Source organism: Streptomyces sp. V4I8 (assembly GCF_041261225.1).
GTDB lineage: Bacteria > Actinomycetota > Actinomycetes > Streptomycetales > Streptomycetaceae > Streptomyces.
In genome coordinates, this window is sequence record NZ_JBGCCN010000001.1 from 93,437 (window position 1) to 109,726 (window position 16,290).

Annotated in this window: 15 protein-coding genes and 3 pseudogenes; 11 read left to right on the plus strand and 7 right to left on the minus strand. The window is 67.9% G+C overall.

The features are described from left to right. Positions 1–383: 383 nt before the first annotated feature. The 3 genes from ABIE67_RS00325 to ABIE67_RS00335 all read right to left on the minus strand — a co-directional run bounded on the left by ABIE67_RS00325 (position 384) and on the right by ABIE67_RS00335 (position 1,934). Positions 384–770, minus strand: coding sequence for a fic family toxin-antitoxin system, toxin component (locus tag ABIE67_RS00325; protein ID WP_370251623.1), 387 nt, complete (start codon positions 768–770; stop codon positions 384–386). Then, the gene (locus tag ABIE67_RS00330) at positions 767–1,063 is read right to left on the minus strand and encodes a DUF1778 domain-containing protein (protein WP_370251627.1); all 297 of its coding nucleotides are present in this window, start codon (positions 1,061–1,063) and stop codon (positions 767–769) included. The genes ABIE67_RS00325 and ABIE67_RS00330 overlap by 4 nt, the downstream gene beginning before the upstream one ends. Positions 1,064–1,382: 319 nt before the next feature. Further along, on the minus strand, positions 1,383–1,934 hold the full coding sequence (locus ABIE67_RS00335; protein ID WP_370251631.1) for a flavoprotein: 552 nt from the start codon (positions 1,932–1,934) through the stop codon (positions 1,383–1,385). Positions 1,935–2,024: 90 nt separating this feature from the next. Between ABIE67_RS00335 and ABIE67_RS00340 the strand changes: the two genes are divergently transcribed. The 6 genes and pseudogenes from ABIE67_RS00340 (at position 2,025) to ABIE67_RS00365 (ending at position 6,096) form a co-directional block, all read left to right on the plus strand. Beyond that, positions 2,025–3,209: a helix-turn-helix domain-containing protein gene (locus ABIE67_RS00340; protein WP_370251636.1), complete on the plus strand. Its 1,185-nt coding sequence runs from the start codon at positions 2,025–2,027 to the stop codon at positions 3,207–3,209. A 239-nt stretch (positions 3,210–3,448) separates the two neighbouring features. After that, on the plus strand, positions 3,449–3,649 hold the full coding sequence (locus tag ABIE67_RS00345) for a hypothetical protein (RefSeq protein ID WP_370251643.1): 201 nt from the start codon (positions 3,449–3,451) through the stop codon (positions 3,647–3,649). 29 nt (positions 3,650–3,678) lie between these two features. Then, on the plus strand, positions 3,679–4,140 hold the full coding sequence (locus tag ABIE67_RS00350; RefSeq protein ID WP_370251647.1) for a DUF6415 family natural product biosynthesis protein: 462 nt from the start codon (positions 3,679–3,681) through the stop codon (positions 4,138–4,140). A gap of 186 nt (positions 4,141–4,326) precedes the next feature. After that, positions 4,327–4,671, plus strand: a complete 345-nt coding sequence (locus tag ABIE67_RS00355) for a radical SAM protein (RefSeq protein ID WP_370251652.1) — start codon at positions 4,327–4,329, stop codon at positions 4,669–4,671. A gap of 1 nt (position 4,672) precedes the next feature. Continuing rightward, a pseudogene (locus tag ABIE67_RS00360) lies at positions 4,673–5,128 on the plus strand (IS6 family transposase); the annotation flags it as partial. Positions 5,129–5,274: 146 nt separating this feature from the next. Further along, a complete protein-coding gene (locus tag ABIE67_RS00365; protein WP_370251656.1) occupies positions 5,275–6,096 on the plus strand; it encodes an IS110 family transposase in 822 nt (273 codons plus the stop codon). A 123-nt stretch (positions 6,097–6,219) separates the two neighbouring features. On the opposite strand, the gene ABIE67_RS00370 is transcribed toward ABIE67_RS00365, so the two are convergent. Beyond that, a complete protein-coding gene (locus ABIE67_RS00370) occupies positions 6,220–7,539 on the minus strand; it encodes an IS256 family transposase (protein ID WP_370251660.1) in 1,320 nt (439 codons plus the stop codon). 100 nt (positions 7,540–7,639) lie between these two features. Between ABIE67_RS00370 and ABIE67_RS00375 the strand changes: the two are divergent. Further along, positions 7,640–8,119 (plus strand): annotated as a pseudogene (locus tag ABIE67_RS00375) (IS6 family transposase); the annotation flags it as partial. 2,421 nt (positions 8,120–10,540) lie between these two features. Here the strand turns inward: ABIE67_RS00375 and ABIE67_RS00380 are convergent. After that, a pseudogene (locus tag ABIE67_RS00380) lies at positions 10,541–10,860 on the minus strand (transposase family protein); the annotation flags it as partial. A gap of 494 nt (positions 10,861–11,354) precedes the next feature. Here ABIE67_RS00380 and ABIE67_RS00385 point away from each other — a divergent pair. The 3 genes from ABIE67_RS00385 to ABIE67_RS00395 all read left to right on the plus strand — a co-directional run bounded on the left by ABIE67_RS00385 (position 11,355) and on the right by ABIE67_RS00395 (position 12,269). Beyond that, entirely contained in the window at positions 11,355–11,597 is a 243-nt protein-coding gene (locus ABIE67_RS00385; RefSeq protein ID WP_370251664.1) for a hypothetical protein, read from the plus strand. A 325-nt stretch (positions 11,598–11,922) separates the two neighbouring features. Then, positions 11,923–12,171, plus strand: coding sequence for a transposase (locus tag ABIE67_RS00390; protein ID WP_370251669.1), 249 nt, complete (start codon positions 11,923–11,925; stop codon positions 12,169–12,171). After that, on the plus strand, positions 12,144–12,269 hold the full coding sequence (locus ABIE67_RS00395) for a hypothetical protein (protein ID WP_370251673.1): 126 nt from the start codon (positions 12,144–12,146) through the stop codon (positions 12,267–12,269). The genes ABIE67_RS00390 and ABIE67_RS00395 overlap by 28 nt, the downstream gene beginning before the upstream one ends. A gap of 36 nt (positions 12,270–12,305) precedes the next feature. Here ABIE67_RS00395 and istB read toward each other — a convergent pair whose 3' ends face one another. Together istB and istA are read right to left on the minus strand one after the other, a co-directional pair. Beyond that, entirely contained in the window at positions 12,306–13,076 is a 771-nt protein-coding gene (gene istB / locus ABIE67_RS00400) for an IS21-like element helper ATPase IstB (protein ID WP_370251676.1), read from the minus strand. After that, complete coding sequence (gene istA, locus ABIE67_RS00405; protein WP_370251680.1) at positions 13,073–14,494, minus strand: IS21 family transposase; 1,422 nt, start codon at positions 14,492–14,494, stop codon at positions 13,073–13,075. Before istA ends, istB begins: the two co-directional genes overlap by 4 nt. An 89-nt stretch (positions 14,495–14,583) precedes the next feature. On the opposite strand from istA, the gene ABIE67_RS00410 reads away from it, so the two are divergent. Next, entirely contained in the window at positions 14,584–15,825 is a 1,242-nt protein-coding gene (locus ABIE67_RS00410) for a hypothetical protein (RefSeq protein WP_370251685.1), read from the plus strand. Positions 15,826–16,290 lie beyond the last annotated feature (465 nt).

Genomic DNA, 16,290 nt, shown 5'->3' on the forward strand with positions numbered 1-16,290 from the left:
CCCACGGCGCCGATCAAGTCCTGATCAGTCCGGCGGGGTGACCGCCGTAAACGCGGGCACGCTGACCGCTCTCGTCAGACCAAACGATTGCGACCTCAAGGCCATGGTCACCCACCATTCCCTCGTGGCCGACCCAGCCCACGAAGCGCCGCCGGGAACGGAGGCGCGATCAACGCCTGCGCCGAGCAGTACCTGCGGATCGTTGAGGTCCAGCGTGCGGTGGCGGCGTATCGAGCTGGTGATGCGCGTGACCGGCGCCAACCGGTATCGCCCGGAGGATGACCCGGACGTGGGGGAGGACGGTCTCCAGAACCCCTTCGCCCGCGGGAGGTGACGTATCGGCCCAGCCTCTCCCACGCGCCGCCCGGCGTCGTCGGCGTAGATCAGGCGACGGTCCAATCGCGAAGCTGTCGGGCGATCCGGGCCACACCGAGTGCTCCGGAAGCGGCGTCGCGTACCAGCGCGACAGCTGCCTTGGGCGGGTAGTCAAGCCTGCGTGCGCTGAGGACAAGGTAGGCCTCGGTAGCATGCCATGCGAAGGCCTCGTTCGAGTGCTCCAGGCACGGCAGTTTCGCCAGGGTCTGCAGCAGCGCGGCCGCCTTGAGGTGCAGGGAGCCGTAAATATCGCGTTCCATCGCCCGGGCGTTGACCCGGGCGACAGCTGCGTAGAACGGCCCGTAGTCGTCGACCTGGGGATCTCCTTCGAGCAGCTCGGCCGCGCGCAGCAGGAACGTGACGTCGAGCGGGTGGAGCGGTTCGGGCTGGGTCACGCGGCGTGACCTCGCTCCTGCTGGTCAAGCTCCTGCCGCGCCTGCTGCTCGGCCGCCCGGTGCTCGGCGCTGGGGTCCACACTGCTGGGTTCAGCCGCGAAGGCCGCACCGCTGCGGGCCATCGATGCCTTGAAGCCGTCCAGGAACCGCTGCTCGACGGCGGTGGCGCGGGCGTAGGCGGCCGAGAGGATGTATTCCTGCATGCTGACCCCTTCCTGCTTCGCGGCAGCTGCGATGGCAGCCCGCTGCTTCGGGTCGGGGAAACGCAGATTCATGGCCTTAGGGTCCGACATGACACCCACGGTACCAGCGGTACCACGCTGGAGTCTCCTGAGGCCTACCGGCCCGAACCACGATCGTGTGGAACCTCGCCTGTGCCGGGCTGAGCGCGGCGTGCCCGGCTGAGCCGCTCCTGTCGATGGACGGGCTCGTTCCCACCATCGGGGCGCGTCCTATGACGCCTCCATATCGGGCCGCGCGCCTGGTCTGGTCGAGGCCCAGCGATCGGCGTGGTGCCCTCGCTGATGAGCGGACGAGCACCGTACTGACGAGGCTGGCCGGATACACCGTAGCTCTCTGCCGCGCTCATGACCCACCGAGCCCACGGCATTGTCACCCGCGGCTGAGCAGCTCTTCCGCAGCGTCGAGAACCAGATGCCAGGGGTATTCCTTTGGCTTGCCCTGGCCGGGCTGGTTCGGCACGAAGCCACCCTCCCCGTACAGCACCCGGACTCCCATTGCGCGCAGCTCTGCGACGCTCCGCTCGAACTGCCGGTGCTGCACGTATGCGGCGTTCACGCACGGCATAGCCAAAGTAGGGATGCCCTTGCCGATGCCCTCGGCGACGACGCCCACCACGAAGTCGTGCGTGAGTCCGAGAGCCCACGCATTGACCGTGTTGAAGGTGGCCGGTGCGACAGCGATCACGTCGGCTTTCGGCCACACGTCGGGCTCGCCGGGCATCTTGTACTCGCTGCGAACTGGGTGCCCGGTCAGCCGCTCCAGCTCCGGCAGCTGCGGCACGAGCCAGCGCGCGGCCGTCGGGGTCAGGCCGAGGCACACGTCCCAGCCGCGCGACTGCGCGTCATGGATAACCTTCGCGACATCGAATACGGGCGGGGCGGCTGAGCCGAACAGGTAGAGCACGCGATCAGTTGGCGTCATGGGCCTATACGACCACATGCAACCGCCCCCGCACTCAGGTGAGTCGGGGGCGGGTACTGTTCCACGTGGGTGCTTAGAACGGAGACCAGTATGCCCCCACTGGATGAGAACCACACGGGCGCGCGCATCAAGGAACAGCGCAGACTGGCCAGGCTCACGCAACGGCAGATGGCCGACCGGCTGCCTTACTCGTACAGCTTGCTCAATCAGGTGGAGTGCGGGGCCCGCCCGGCAACGGCCGACTTCGTGGCCGCTTGTGCGAAGGCCCTCAACGTCGATGTGACCGTGCTGACGGGACAGCCGTATGTGACCGAGTTGCAGCGGGACCGCCTCGCAGAACTCGTGCGACCGATCCGCGAAGCACTCGACTTGTACGACCTCGGCCCCAACCCGGATCTCACCGCGCGGCCGACGCACCAGCTCATCCTCGGAGCCGACGAGCTGTGCGAACAGGTCCGGGCCACGCATCTGCGCAATGCGGCCCGCCAGCTGCCGGGCCTCATAGCTGAGCTGACACACACCGCATGGTCGACGCCGTCCACCGAGCTGTGGCAGGCCCTGGCCTCCGCCTATCGGACCGCGCACGACATCACCGTCAAGCTCGGCTACTACGACCTGTCAGCGGTCGCCCTGGACCGTATGGACTGGGCGGCGCAGCGCGCCTCAGATCCGTGTCTGTCCGCCGTGCGCCAGTACATGCGTGCCTTGGTGTACTTCCGGGAGGGCGAGTACCGGATCGGGCGGCGACTTGTCGGCTCCGGGCACAGCGTCATCGGACAGGCAGAGGAGACCCGCGAGGCCCTGGCTGTCACCGGGCAACTGCACCTCGGCGCCTCGGTCATCTCCGCGCGAGCCGACGACCAAGCAGCCGTCCACCTCCACATCAGCGAGGCACGCCGGATCGCCAAGCGCATCGGCGACGCCTCAGACGTGCACTGGCTCTCGTTTGGGCCAACCAACGTCGCCCTGCACAAGATGTCCGCAGCTGTCGAGATGCACCAGTATGACGAGGCGCTCAAGCAGGCCCGCAAGATGAAGCTGCCGACCCAGCTCGCCACATCACGCCGCGCGCACTTCCTGATCGACCGAGCCCGCGCCGAGATGGAGACCGGCTACACGCAGAAGGCGCTGGAGCACCTGGTCGACGCGCGCAAGATGGCGCCCGAGCAGACCCGCTACCACCCCGGTGCCCGCGAGACGATCACCGGCTTGGTGCATCTGTCACGGCGCACCCCGGACACCCTCAACCACATGGCCGCCTGGATCGGCCTGTAAGTCACGCTCACAACGCTCACACATCTGTGAGCGTTCCGCTCCTGTCGCAACGTCACGCTGTATTCACGCCCAGTCAACGACGAAGCGGGAGCGGTGTGATGACGCGTGACCGGTCTACTCACGACAGCACCACCGACGCTACCTCGCTGCCATGCGGCAGTCGTTGCACGGCACGCCCCGGCAGCCGCGCGAACGGCTCCGGGGCCGGCCAACGCTCAAACCGGTTAAGGAGCGTCGACATGACGAAGGCTACAGCCCCGAGAAGCTCCGGGGACACGATGACGATCCGCGTGTACACCGTTACGCGGGACGGCATCATCAAGGCGGACAGCGGCACCCGGGAGATCCAGCCCGCACAGGAACTGCCGGACGTACAGAACGGCTACCCGCCCTGCGACTGCCCCCGCCACCGGGCCGGACAGCCGACGGTGACGGGGTGAAGGCCACCCGGGAAGAGACGGAGACCCACATGCCCGGCCCCGCCGCGATGCGCGCCGCCGCTTCCTGGCTCCTCGATCAGCGCACGCTGCCGCGACACGAGAGCCTCAAGCTCTGGTCCGAGGACCTCATGGCCTTCATCGGACAGCTCATTTCCAAGATCGAGCCGTTCTTCGCGAGCCTGTCCAAGAACGACGTGCCCGCCCGCGTGGCTATGGTCGCCGTCAGAGAAGCGCGCCGGCGGCTGCACGAGCCGGAGGCTGCGGGCCTGCTCGGGGAGACCGAGCGCGTGAAGCGGCTCGCCCGCTCCGTCGTGGCCCTGTGCGACCACCACGACGCGCTCACCGGGGCACGCATGTGCGTGGCTTGCGACCGGCCGATCGAGGACGGCCAAGCCTCGATGCCGTACGAGAACTTCAGCCCCTCCGCGGGCGCGAAGCAGTCCGGCCGCATTCACACGGCCTGCGCCAGCACGGGACGTCCCCGCCGCTGACGTCTGCCGCCTTACCCGGCGTAGCAGGGCCCGGGCGACCACCGGGTCAGGGTCACACCCGTACGCCCGTCCCGTCACAGGACCGCAAGTCTGCGGCGGGACGGGTCTCCAAGACGTCCGCCCCGGCTCCCCAACCCTGGACAGGTCGAGCAGCCGGGGCGGGCTGTGTTCCGGCGAAGGGGAACCATGACCACTCCGACAGTTACAGGCATCCGCTCCGTGGAACTGGAGACCACCGGCCGCTGCCAGCTGAACTGCAGGCACTGCTGCACCAGCTCCGGCCCCAAGGCGCCCGCCGGGACCATGACCCGGCAGGACTGGCTGGACGCCATCACGGACATCGCCGAACTCGGCATCCCCGCTGTCCAGTTCATCGGCGGTGAGCCGACGCTGGCCCCGTACCTGCCGCAGTACATCGACTACGCGCTAGGCCTCGGCCTGAAGGTGGAAGTGTACTCGAACCTCACGCACATCCGGCCGCGGCTGTGGGAGGCCTTCCAGCGGCATTGTCACGTTGATCTGAGTCCGTGAGATGATCTTCGGGTTGGTCATCCTGGGGCTGTTCGTGGACACCGCGCCGTCGTACAAAGGGCGCCGGTACCCGGTGGAGGTCATCTCCCACTGCGTGTGGCTGTATCACCGGTTTTCCCTCTCCTGCCGCGATGTCGAGGAGCTGATGCTCGAGCGCGGTGTCGAGGTCTCCTACGAGTCCATCCGCCGGTGGTGCGTCAAGTTCGGGCAGGAGTACGCCAACCGGCCAGGCCGGCGCCGTCCCCGGCCTGGCGGCAAGTGGCACATGGGCGAGGTCTTCATCAAGATCAACGGGGTGCTGCACTACCTCTGGCGCGCGGTGGACCAGGCCGGCAACGTCCTGGACATCCTCGTGACCACCAAGCGGGACGCCAAGGCCGCCAAGCGCTTCTTCCGCCGCCTGCTCAAGGAGCTCGAGTACATGCCGCGGGTGATCGTGACCGACAAGCTGCGCTCCGTAAGTTGTTGGGTGGCCCGGGAGGGCCGGATGTGGCTGAAGCTTCGCTGCCGCTTGTGGCTTCGTAGGAGTGGCCGTCCGGCTCTCCGGGGCGCCCTGGCTGCTGATTGAGATCTGTGCGCCTTGTGCGGTCGCTGTTTACGGAGATGACAGCGGGGTGTTCCTCGGGCCGACGGTATGCGGTGCGGAACGAGGAGGGGCGAGTGAGTAAACGGCCTGGCTGCGTATGGTGCGGCATCGATGGGGGCAAGGGGCATCACTGGGCGGCGGTGGTTGACGAGACCGGCACCACGGTGTGGTCGAAGAAGATCGACAACGATGAGTCGGCCATCTTGACTGCGCTGGGCGAGATCCTTGACCTGGCCGACGAAGTCCGCTGGGCGGTGGACATCTCCGGGACCCCCTCCGCGCTGCTGCTGGCGCTCCTTGCGGCCCACGGCCAGCAGGCCGTCTACGTACCTGGCCGCACCGTCAACCGGATGGCCGGCGCCTATCGGGGCGAGGCCAAGACCGATGCCCGCGACGCTTACGTGATCGCCGAGACTGCCCGCCACCGACGGGACTTGGCGACCATCGGCGTACCCGTCCAGCTGGCCGCCGACCTGACGCTGCTGACCTCGCACCGGACCGACCTGGTCGCCGACCGGGTGCGGCTGATCAACCGGCTGCGGGATGTGCTCACCGGCATCTTTCCAGCGCTGGAGCGTGACTCCGGCCGCCGAACCGGCAACCTGCACCGGCCCAAACGCTACAGCCGCCGCCTGCGCCGGGTGTTCTACCTGTCCGCGCAGACCAGCATCATCCGCGAGGGCCCGAACCGGGACTTCTATCTCAAGAAGCGCGGCGAAGGACTCAAGCACGTCCAGGCCATCATCGCCCTGGCCCGCCGACGAGCCAGCGTCCTGTGGGCACTTCTGCGCGACAACCGCGTCTTCACCTTCCTTCCGCCAGCCACGCAAACGGCTTGACTCCGTCATTGAGACTCCTACGGCGCCGCCCACCGGAGGTTGTCAATTCCTTTGTGTATGTAGAGGTGTGTGGCCTTGCTGGTCGGGCCCCGGGGTTGGCTACTGTCGGTGATCTTGCTGGGGTCAGAGGGGGAGGCGGTCGGGGAAGGCGGGCATGAAGTGGTTCATGGCGCGTTTCCAGCCGAGGGTGCCGGTGCCGCGGACGCGGCCTTTGGGGATGGGGCCGTCGCCGTCGATGTGGCGGCCTTGGATGCGGCGGATGCCGAGGTAGAGGAGTTTGACGGCGGCGTCGTCGCTGGGGAAGTGGCCGCGCGTCTTGGTGATCTTGCGGAGCTGGTAGTTCAGGGATTCGATGGCGTTGGTCGTGTATATGACCCTGCGTATCTCGTGGTCGAAGGCGAGGAAGGGGATGAATTCTTCCCAGGCCCGTTCCCAACTGGCAATCAGGCCAGGGTAGTTCTTGCCGTAGTTTGACCGGAGCTCGTCCAGCGCGGTCAGTGCCTCGGATTCCGTGGCGGCGGTGCAGATCGGTTTGAGGGCGGCGGCCACCTGCTTGCGGTCACCGTGCGACACGTATTTCATCGAGCTGCGGATCAAGTGGGTCACGCAGGTCTGGACCAGGGCTTTCTCCCAGACTGTGGTGATGGCCTCGGGCAGGCCTGCCAGCCCGTCGCAGCACACGATCAGGACGTCGCGCAGGCCGCGGTTCTTCAGCTGGGTGAGCACGTTCAGCCAGAATTTCGAGCCCTCGCTGTCCTGCAGCCAGATGCCCAGTACGTTCTTGATGCCGTCCACGTCGACGCCGATCACCAGGTGGGCGGACTTGTTGGTGACCATGCCGCTGTCGCGGACCTTCACGGTCAGCGCGTCGATGTAGAGGATGGGGTAGACGTCGTCAACAGGGCGGTTCTGCCAGGCAGTTATCTCGTCCGCGACCACATCGGTGATCCTGGATACCAGGGCCGGGGACACCTCGCTGCCGTAGACCTCTTTGAGGTGGGCGGTGATGTCGCGGGTGGTCATGCCACGGGCGTACAGCGACAGCACCATGTCGTCGACCTGGGCCAGACGCCGCCGGCCCTTGGGTACGATCACTGGCTCGAACTCCGACCGGCGGTCCCTGGGCACGTCCACCGTGACCGGGCCGGCCACCGTGGTGAGCGTCTTGGGGTAGGAGCCGTTGCGGGCGTTGCCCGAGCCGCGGCCTGCCGGGTCCCCGGCCTCGTAACCGAGATGGTCGGCCATCTCCACCTGCAAAGCCCGCTCCAGCACCGCCTTCATCATCTGCTGCAGCAGCCCGCCGGCCCCGTCAATACCGACCCCGGCCGCCTCCGCATCAGCCAGGAGCCGGTCGATCGCCGCCGGCGATAAAGCCCCCGCCAGCCGCCTCGACGCCTCCTCACGCGGCTCTGCGGACTCGGCGTGCGGGCTGGACTCGTTCATCAGGTCACTCACTGTGCGTCACATTCCAGGTGTCACCCGGGGCCCGACCAGCACCCAGCAAGATCACCTCTTACACAGAGGAGTAAACAGCCTCTCTGGAGAGGTCTTCATCAAGGTCAACGGGCGGATGCGGTACCTGTGGCGCGCGGTGGACCAGGACGGGAACGTGCTGGACATCCTCGTGACCGACAGGCGCGACACCAAGGCCGCGAAGCGCTTCTTCCGCAAGCTCCTCAAGGGCACCGAGACCCTGCCGCGGGTCGTGGTCACCGACAAGCTCCGCAGCTATGGGGCGGCCCACCGTGAGGTGATGCCCTCGGTCGAACACCGGAGTTCAAAATATCTCAACAACCGGGCAGAAAACTCCCACATCCCCACACGGGAGCGCGAGCGGGGCATGAAGGGCTTCCGCAGCGTGCGGACGGCCCAGAGACTCCTCGCCTCCTTCTCCCGGATCTCACCCCACTTCCGCCCCCACCGCCACCGAATGACCCCCCGCGGCTACCGCACCGAGATGACCAACCGCTTCACCATCTGGCACCAGATCACCGGCACCACACTCATGGCCGCAACCGCCTGACCCACGCACCGCAAGCACCACTGGCATACCCCAACTCGCCCACCCCATCAGCAACTCGACAACCGATGTGAGGGTTCCACGAGAGCCCCGGAGCCGATCACGTTTCCGCACACGCTGGGGCCGCATCGCCGACAACGCGGCCCCAGCCACCGCCCTTCGGCGGCGCAACTCCCGCGGCGCCGACGCCGGAGGGCGCCCTGCGCGAGGACCCAAGCCAGGGGGCGCGCGGTCCTCGCGCTCACGGCCGCCACCGCACCCAGCGGCAGCGGCCGGACCCAGCAAGCCTCCCACTCCAGCCGCTCCATGTCCTGCATGGCGGGCAAAACCCGGTGCGGATACGCCAGGTGTCCGCACCGCCCATGTGACCGGACCGCAGCCGAGCCGAACAGCCCAAGCGAGCAGATCCGGGCTCTGGTTCGGCCAGCCGCTGTGGGAGATGGAGCCGGCTGACGCCGACGCGTACTTCGGCAAGGTGGCTGCGAAGTTCCCCCAAGGGCACCAGGCAGGCAGGATCACGTTCGGCTACCTGCTGAGGCTTCTCCTATTCGGCACCGCCTGAGCGGACTGACAGTGATCAGCTTGTCCGCCCGTCGACAGGATGGGGGTGTTGCTGGAGCCCATCCCACGCTGCGGGCATATCGGCGGGATCGAGTACTTGCCAGAAGGGATGTGCCACGATCTTGCCGACGAGTTCGGCTGACCGCGCCCGGAGCCGTGCGATTTCCGCGGCCTCGTCTGAGTCCCAGCCCTCGGAGGGAAGACGGGGCGGGGGACGCCACGTGCTCTCATGGGGCTCCTGTATATCCCTTGAATTGGCCGACCACGGCAGCTTGCTGCAGAGTTCCGTCAGGGTGCTGTGGATCTGGTCCAGTTCGCCCTGGGCATCGTTTAAGTCTTGAGGGAAGCTGTAGGGACTTGTTTCCGGAGTGGTCGTACGTGTCTGCCGCGAGCCCGCGGTCCGTCGATATCGTTCATGCCGTGGCGGGCGGCGGAGTGTTTTCTCCTGCGTCATCTCGACATCTCCTGTTCTCGATGTGGCGCAAGTGGTGTCACCACCAGCCAAAGTCAGCCGGATACGTGGCACGACCTTCGACTATGTAAAGCACTGAAGTGTCAGGGCCTACTGGTTCGCCTGCCCAGATGAGGAGATCTCAGACGTCCTTGGAACTCCTTCATGAGATTTCCCTCGCCAGTCACTACCCGGGGTGTCCGAGCGTGCTGTTTATCCGCGGAAGGTGCAATAGCTGGCTTTATCAGTGAGTCCTGACCCCGGTTGTCGATCGGGGGCGACACCGGCCGGTGTTAGTGGCGAGTGATATCGCCGAATCTTGACACCGCTGGGGTGCTTGCGGTGGGACGCTGGGAGTGCTCTGCGTGAGCGGGCGCCGGTGCCGCCGAAGTCGAAGGTCGATCTGTACGCGGCGATTCGCCGTGATGTCCGGGCGGGGATGTCGAACCGGTCCGTGCAGCGCAAGTACGGGGTGGGCTTTCGGACGGTGAAGGCGGCCGTGGAGTCCGTGTGGCCGGAGCCGCCCTCCCGAAGGGGAACTGCCAGCCAGGCCCGGCCGACGGCCTCCGGGCAGCGTCTTGGCCTCGGTCCCGATGCAGCCTCGTTCTGCAGCGATCGCCGCATCGGCCGACCGGGCCTCTGTCTGGCCCAGCCACCGGGGGTCCGGTCCCGAACGGCATCCACGAGTGCCCTTCGAACCTACTCCCTGGCAGACAGACGGCAGGGCGCCGGTGCCCCCTTGCTTTCCGCAGGCTCCAACATCGGCCGGATTCTGCACCCCTGGAACGGGATTGCATCACGTGGGGCAGGGCAGACGCTCAGTCGGGAGCCGCGACCGGAACTGTTCGCCGAAAGTCGTCGGCTCCAGCCTCGTCCCGGCCCGGCCCGTCCCAAACCGGGGTGCCTCCCGCTCACCCCGGTGCCGGTCAGGGACCGTACGCGAGGAGCCTGCGCGGAAGGGGAGCCGCATACTCCTCGCGACGGCCACCGCCGTGTCAACGCGGCCCGCGGCGGTGGCCGCCCGTATCCCGTGCTGCTGGCAGCACGGTGGCCGTGGCCGGGGCGATGATGGATATGTGCCACGCATGGCGGGCAGGAGAGCCCTGTCGTTTTCACAAGTGCGCAATGTTGCGTGGTGTTTCCGGTATTGCGGTGCCGCCGCGCTTTGCAGTGTTGGCCTGGGGTGGTGCACTGGTGGCACGGTGCCTGGTGGCGGGTGCGGCGGTGTCGTGATGCCGTTCCGATTTGCGGTACTCGCCAGTGGCGGTCGCGTTCCACTCCCCTTCCGCGGCTGCATGGTGCTGATGCGGGCCTGGCCGGGTGCGCGTGGGGCGGAACGGCCGGGCACCGCAGTAGCGGCGGCAGGGCAAGTTGGACAGATGGGCGCTGGGTCCGTTGGGGCTTGCCGGTTATCAACTCGCCGTCTTGATCTCTGGTGGCGGGGTGATGCCGAGCCGTGTGGCGAGGTCTGCGAGATCGTCCAGGGTGGCAAGGCGGTGCTCGGCCGGGGGGATGATGTGCCCGATCCGGTCGAGGAGTTGGTGGGTCTTGCGGATGCGCCGGTTGATGGTCTGGGTGCAACCGCGAAGTAGCGTGCGATGACGACCTGGGGAAGCCGGAATCGCTCGTAGAGGAGGGTGGCCAGGAGCCGGTCGACGAGGGTGAGGCCGGGGCGCCGGCCGGTGTAGAGGCCCGCGGCGGGGGTCTTCTGCCGGTCGCCGCCGCGCCGCTGGAGTGTTCAACGGCCGAGGCCATCCAGAAATGTGTCAGGACGATAACGGCGGCTGCTCTCCACAAGGGGCGGAGGCCGCCGAGCTCGCACCCTGGGGCGGAGCAGCGGGCCGCCTTCACCGCCGAGCGCCGCAGCGCTGCTAGACCTTGCGGTAGCAGACGCCGAGTACCCAACGGAGTTGGGCCTGACCTGCGACGTCGGCTGGCCGGATAGCTGTCCAAGCGCTCGCGTTGTCGCCGATGTGTTCTCCCGTATGCGCGACCTGGTGTTGGGTTGCCCTTGTATCGGCCAGTCTCGGCTACAGCCTTTGGGGGAGCTCACGTCGTCGCTACTTCGGGAAAGGGCCCGGTCGTGAGGCCAGCAGCGTTCGCCGGATTCCGGGCTTGGCGCACCGGAATCCGGTCTCCCCTGTCAGCGGAGCATTGCCTCGGCGGGGTGCCTGCAGTAAGAAATCCCCGTACCACGAGCTGACAGTCCAGCAGAAAGGGATCATTGTGCCTGAACGGCTGAAGCGTCTCCTCGTCCTCAGTACCACCTGCCTCGCACTCGCGGGCGGTGCCGCCGTCTCCACGGCAGGCACCGCTGCCGCTGCGCCTTCCTCCCCCACCGCTGTGGCGGCGGATGCCCAGGCGGACAGCCATCCGTGCTACTGGCAACAGGGCTACTGGTCGTGGGAGTGGTCGTACTACTACGGGCAGTGGATGTGGGTCTGGCACCCCGGGTATTGGGTCTGCTGAAGCCGGTAGATACCGGCTCAACGAAATGCCCGGGTTCCAGGCGAATCTCGCTGTGTCTGACGGCTCACACGGGCGTCGTCAACATAAGCGGGGCATCTCGGGTCTGGAATGACCTCCGAGTGTGCTGACCTTCCTTCCCCCGGGGATCCGGCGGTGGGGACCGGAGAGAGCTGGGAAGCGGCAATGGTGGCCGCCGCCTCGACGTCAGCGGCGGCCGCCGTAGTGCGGGGTCCTCGCGCAGCCCCTCCAACGCGAGGACCCCGCCTGTCGTTCTCGCGACGTTTCGTGGTTCACGAGCGATGCGCCGGAATCGACCGGCGCGGACATGGCCCGCTTCCCCTCGGCCGCCCACCTGGCCTCGTGGGCCGGGATGTGTCCGGGCAACTACGAGTCCGCCGGCAAGCACTCCTCCGGCAAGTCCGGCCCGGCGATCCGTGGCTCAAGAACGCGCTCGGACTCGCCGCCACCGCGGCCGCCCGCAGCAAGAACACCTACCTCGCATCCCGCTACAAACGCATCGCGATCCGCCGCGGCAAGAAGCGCGCCATGGTCGCCGTCGGCCACACCATCCTGACCTCGATCTGGCACATGCTCAGCAACGACGCCGAGTACGCCGACCTCGGAGCGGACTACTTCCTCCAGCGAACCGGCCGGTGTCGGCGTACGAGCTGAAGTGCATAGCTGCGTACGTTTGAACGTGCAGAGGTGTCAGGCCACTTCGGTTTCCCGCTCGATGGCCTTGAGGCGGTTCTTGAGTCGGTAGCTCGGGCCGTTGATGGGGACGACTTCGCAGTGGTGGAGGAGCCGGTCGAGGATCGCGGTGGCGAGGACCTCGTCGCCGAAGACTTGGCCCCACTCGCTGAAAGTCTTGTTCGAGGTCAAGATGATGGAGCCCTTCTCGTAGCGCTTGGAGATCACCTGGAAGACCAGGTTTGCTTCCGCGCGTTCGAGGGGCTGGTAGCCGACTTCGTCGACCACGAGGACACTCGGCCGCAGGTAGGTGCCGAGTTTGTTGGTCAGCCGGCCGGCGGCTTCGGCGGTTTTGAGGTTGCGGACCATGTCGTCGAGGCTGGTGAAGTAGATCGAGTAGCCGGCCCGGCAGGCCGCGACGGCCAGGGCGATGGCGATGTGGGTCTTGCCGACTCCGGGCGGCCCGAGCAGGGCCGCGTTCGCCTTGGCTTCCACGAAGGAGAGGGTGGCGAGGTCCTTGATTTTGCGCGGGTCGAGGTCGGGCTGGAACGAAAAGTCGTACTCGTCCAGCGTCTTGTGGTGTGGAAGCCTCGACAGCCGCAGGCCCTGGCGGAAGCGCCGGTCGTCGCGGACGGCGAGTTCCTCGGACAGGACCAGGTCGAGGAACTCGAGGTAGCCCATCTTCGCTTCGTCGGCCCGCCGGATGTACTCGTTGATGGCTTCGGCCAGGTGGGGCAGGCCGAGCTTGCCGGCCGTGCTGCGGACGCGGGTGGAGACCAGCTCGCTCAAGACGTTTCCCTCGTGCTCGGGTGGGTGGTGAAGGGACGGGTGCCGGTCAGCTCGTCATAGACCGACAGCGGCCGACGGCCGACCTCGATCCGGGTGGCCGCGGCCCGGTGCAGCAGGGCCTGCAGCGGACCGGCTTCCTCGCCGGGGACACGCTCGTGACGAGGCTGGGGCGGGACGTCGCCGCTGGTGGTCCGGCGGCCCTGGCCGGTGGGCAGACCGTCCCAATGCTTCTCCTCCACGATGCGGACACCGCGGCCGACTGCCCGCGGGTGCATGGCCAACAGCGTTTCCCCGCTGGCATCAGGGGCGGTCGAGTGCAGCATGACCTGGGACTTTGTAGCCCTGATCTCCACCAGCTGGCGTGGGCGGACCTTGCGGGCGGGCACCGAGTAGAGGTTCCCGCCGAAGGCGACCAGACAGTCCTTGCCGACCGGCCGCAGATGCCGCTCGGCCACCAGATACGGCGTCGGAGGCAGCGGCTTGAGGGCCGCGTGGTCCCGGGCCGCCCGCTCACCGATGACCTCCCGGTGCGTCTTGTGGATCTGGGCCCGCCGCTGCGGCACCCACGCGGCGAACGCCGCGTCCATCTCCTCGACGGACGAGAAGGCCCGCCCGGACAGGACGTGGTCGCGCACGATCAGGACCTGCCGCTCGACCCGGCCCTTGCCCTGCGGCCGGTAGGCGGCCAGGACGTCGATGTCGAAGTCGTAGTGGCCGGCGAAGCCGACCGCTTCCGGGTGCAGCGGGACCGCCTCGCCGGGGGCGACGTGGCGGCGGACGACGGTCTTGGTGCGGTCGTAGACGATCGTCATCGGCACCCCGCCGAAGTGCGCGAACGCCCGCCGGTGGCAGTCGAAGAACGTCTGCAGATCCAGGCTGGTGGTGAAGCAGCAGAACGGGTCACGCGAGTACGACAGCACCATGTGGAAGGAGTAGACCTTGGGAATGCCCAGGTGAGCGAGGGTCTTGCCCTCATCACCCCAGTCCACCTGCGCCTGGGCGCCCGGGATCACCTCGAACCGGCGGTGCATCCCCGCCAGTTCCCTCGGCGTGATGCCCAGTTCCTCGGCGATCCTCGGGCGTGCTTCCTGAACGTAGAGCTTGACCCGCTGGTAGTTGCCGGTGAACCCGTACTCCTTGGCCAGCCGCTCGTGGATCACCGCGGCCTTCATCAGGACCTCGGCCCGAAGCATCGCGTCGATCAGCGGGGCGACCTCATCGACCACCCGCCTGCGTGGCTGCCCGCTCACCGTCCGACGCGGCGGCGACGCCGACCCGTCGGCAGACAAGTACTTGCTGACCGTCCGCCAGTTCAGCCCGGTTTCCTTGGCAACCTCCGACAGGCTCATGGCCCCGGACTCGACCAGGCCACGAAAACGCCGGAGTTCCAGCCAGCGCTGCGGGTCCAAGACCACCATCGACCCCTCTCTGCAACCTTGAACAACAGGCAGCAGAGTGCAGGGCACCGGCCCTCAACACATCAGGAACTATGCACGTTCATCCGTACGTGACTATGCACGTTCACGTGTACGCCGACAGCCGGACGCGGTGGGCCGCGATCTTTGCCGCGCTCCAGCTGGACGCCACGACCCGAGACGGCAGGGTGCACCAGGAAGCCCGCATTCGCCGGGCGAGCCGACGAGTCCACGAGCTTGGCCGTGCACTGGAGGAAGAGCGCAAGGCGAAGGAGACGCCTGCCCCAGAGGACGGCGGGCGCAGGGCCAGGCGCGGCCACAACAGCGCCATCAAGAAGGCAGGACAGACCATCGAGAAGGCCCGGCGCAAGGCCGAACTGGCAATCGACGCTGCCGGGATCGCAGGCGACACCCCGGCGCAACTCATGCTTGCGCGACACCTCACCGTGCGCGGTCGCGTCGACGACCTGGCCCACACCGACAAGAGCGACCCCATGGCCATGGTCGCCCTGCTTGAGGACCTCTCGATCGTGCCGAGCGCGGCCGCTATCGAGGAGGGCGCCCGCGCCGCCCTGGCGAAGAAGGAGCGCCAGGAAGCCGAGGCAGGCCGAGACGCCGCCCTGGCCAAGCAGGCCGAAGCCGAGAAGGCCGCCGAGGAAGCGCGCACCCAGGCCGCGGCCGAACTCGGGCAGGCAAAAGACGTGCTGCAGCAGGCCCAGGCCAAGGCCCAGGCCTCGGAAGCGGCCGCGGAGTCGGCAGAGGAGTCCAAGCGCAAGGCCGATGCAGAGCAGCAGCGGACCGAGGGCGAACGCGACCGGCTCGCGGGCGAGGTCCGCGAGCTGCGAAGCCGGATCACCCAGCTCAACACCACGGCGAACCCCGGGGAATCATGCGGCCGCCAGCTCGCCGACCAGGTGAACCGGCTCCAGGACGAGGCCGAGGCCCTACGCGAACAGGCAGAAGAGCACCGCAGGACCGCTGAGGACGCCCGCGCGGCGGTTGAGGAAGCGCTCGCCGCCAAGCGCACCGCACTCGCCGAGGTGGACCGGGCCCGCCACCCGCGTGCGGGACGAGCCCCAGCAGCTCGCCGAGCGCCGCCAGGAGCAGGCCGACGAGCTCTCACGTCTGGCGGCCCGGCGGCAGCAGGCCGAGGAAGCGGCCCGCACCGCAGAGGAGCAGGCGGCCCGTTCGCGGCAGGCCGCACAGGCGGCCGACGAGGCGAAGCGGGCGGCTGCGGCACGCTGACGAAGCCCTCGATCCCGCTGCCCGGTCGGCATACCCGGCGGCGCAGCTGTTTGATCTCGGCACCGCGGCACGGGCGTTGCTCACGCTGACCGAGATGACGGCCCTCGAGACGGACGAGGAATCGCCCGATGCGACTGGTTGGCTCCTCGTCGTCGGTCCTGGGGAGGACTGACGGATGCACGTGCGGTGGGTCACTGGTGACTGCTGGCTGGGGTGCGAGCGCACCGGCCTGCCGGTGATCTGGCTCGGTCCGTTGCAGTGGGACGGCCAGCACGCCCGTTCTACGCGTGCGAGCCGTGTCTCAACCGCCTCAAGCGGCAGGCCCTCACGTACTTCATGCGGCGGCAGCCGACCGCCGTCTGACCCGAGACCCCGGCGGTGCCGGGCCGGACGTTGCAACTCCGGCCCGGCCGGCTACTACTCCGCCCCGGTCCGGGGCGGCACGACTCCCGCGCGCGGACGACCTCGGCAAGACGCCGTGCGGGAGGCCCCTGCGGCGTAGGTCATCCGCCGTAGGGCCAAGGGGCGGGCGTCCCACCCCCGAGGGAGGCACA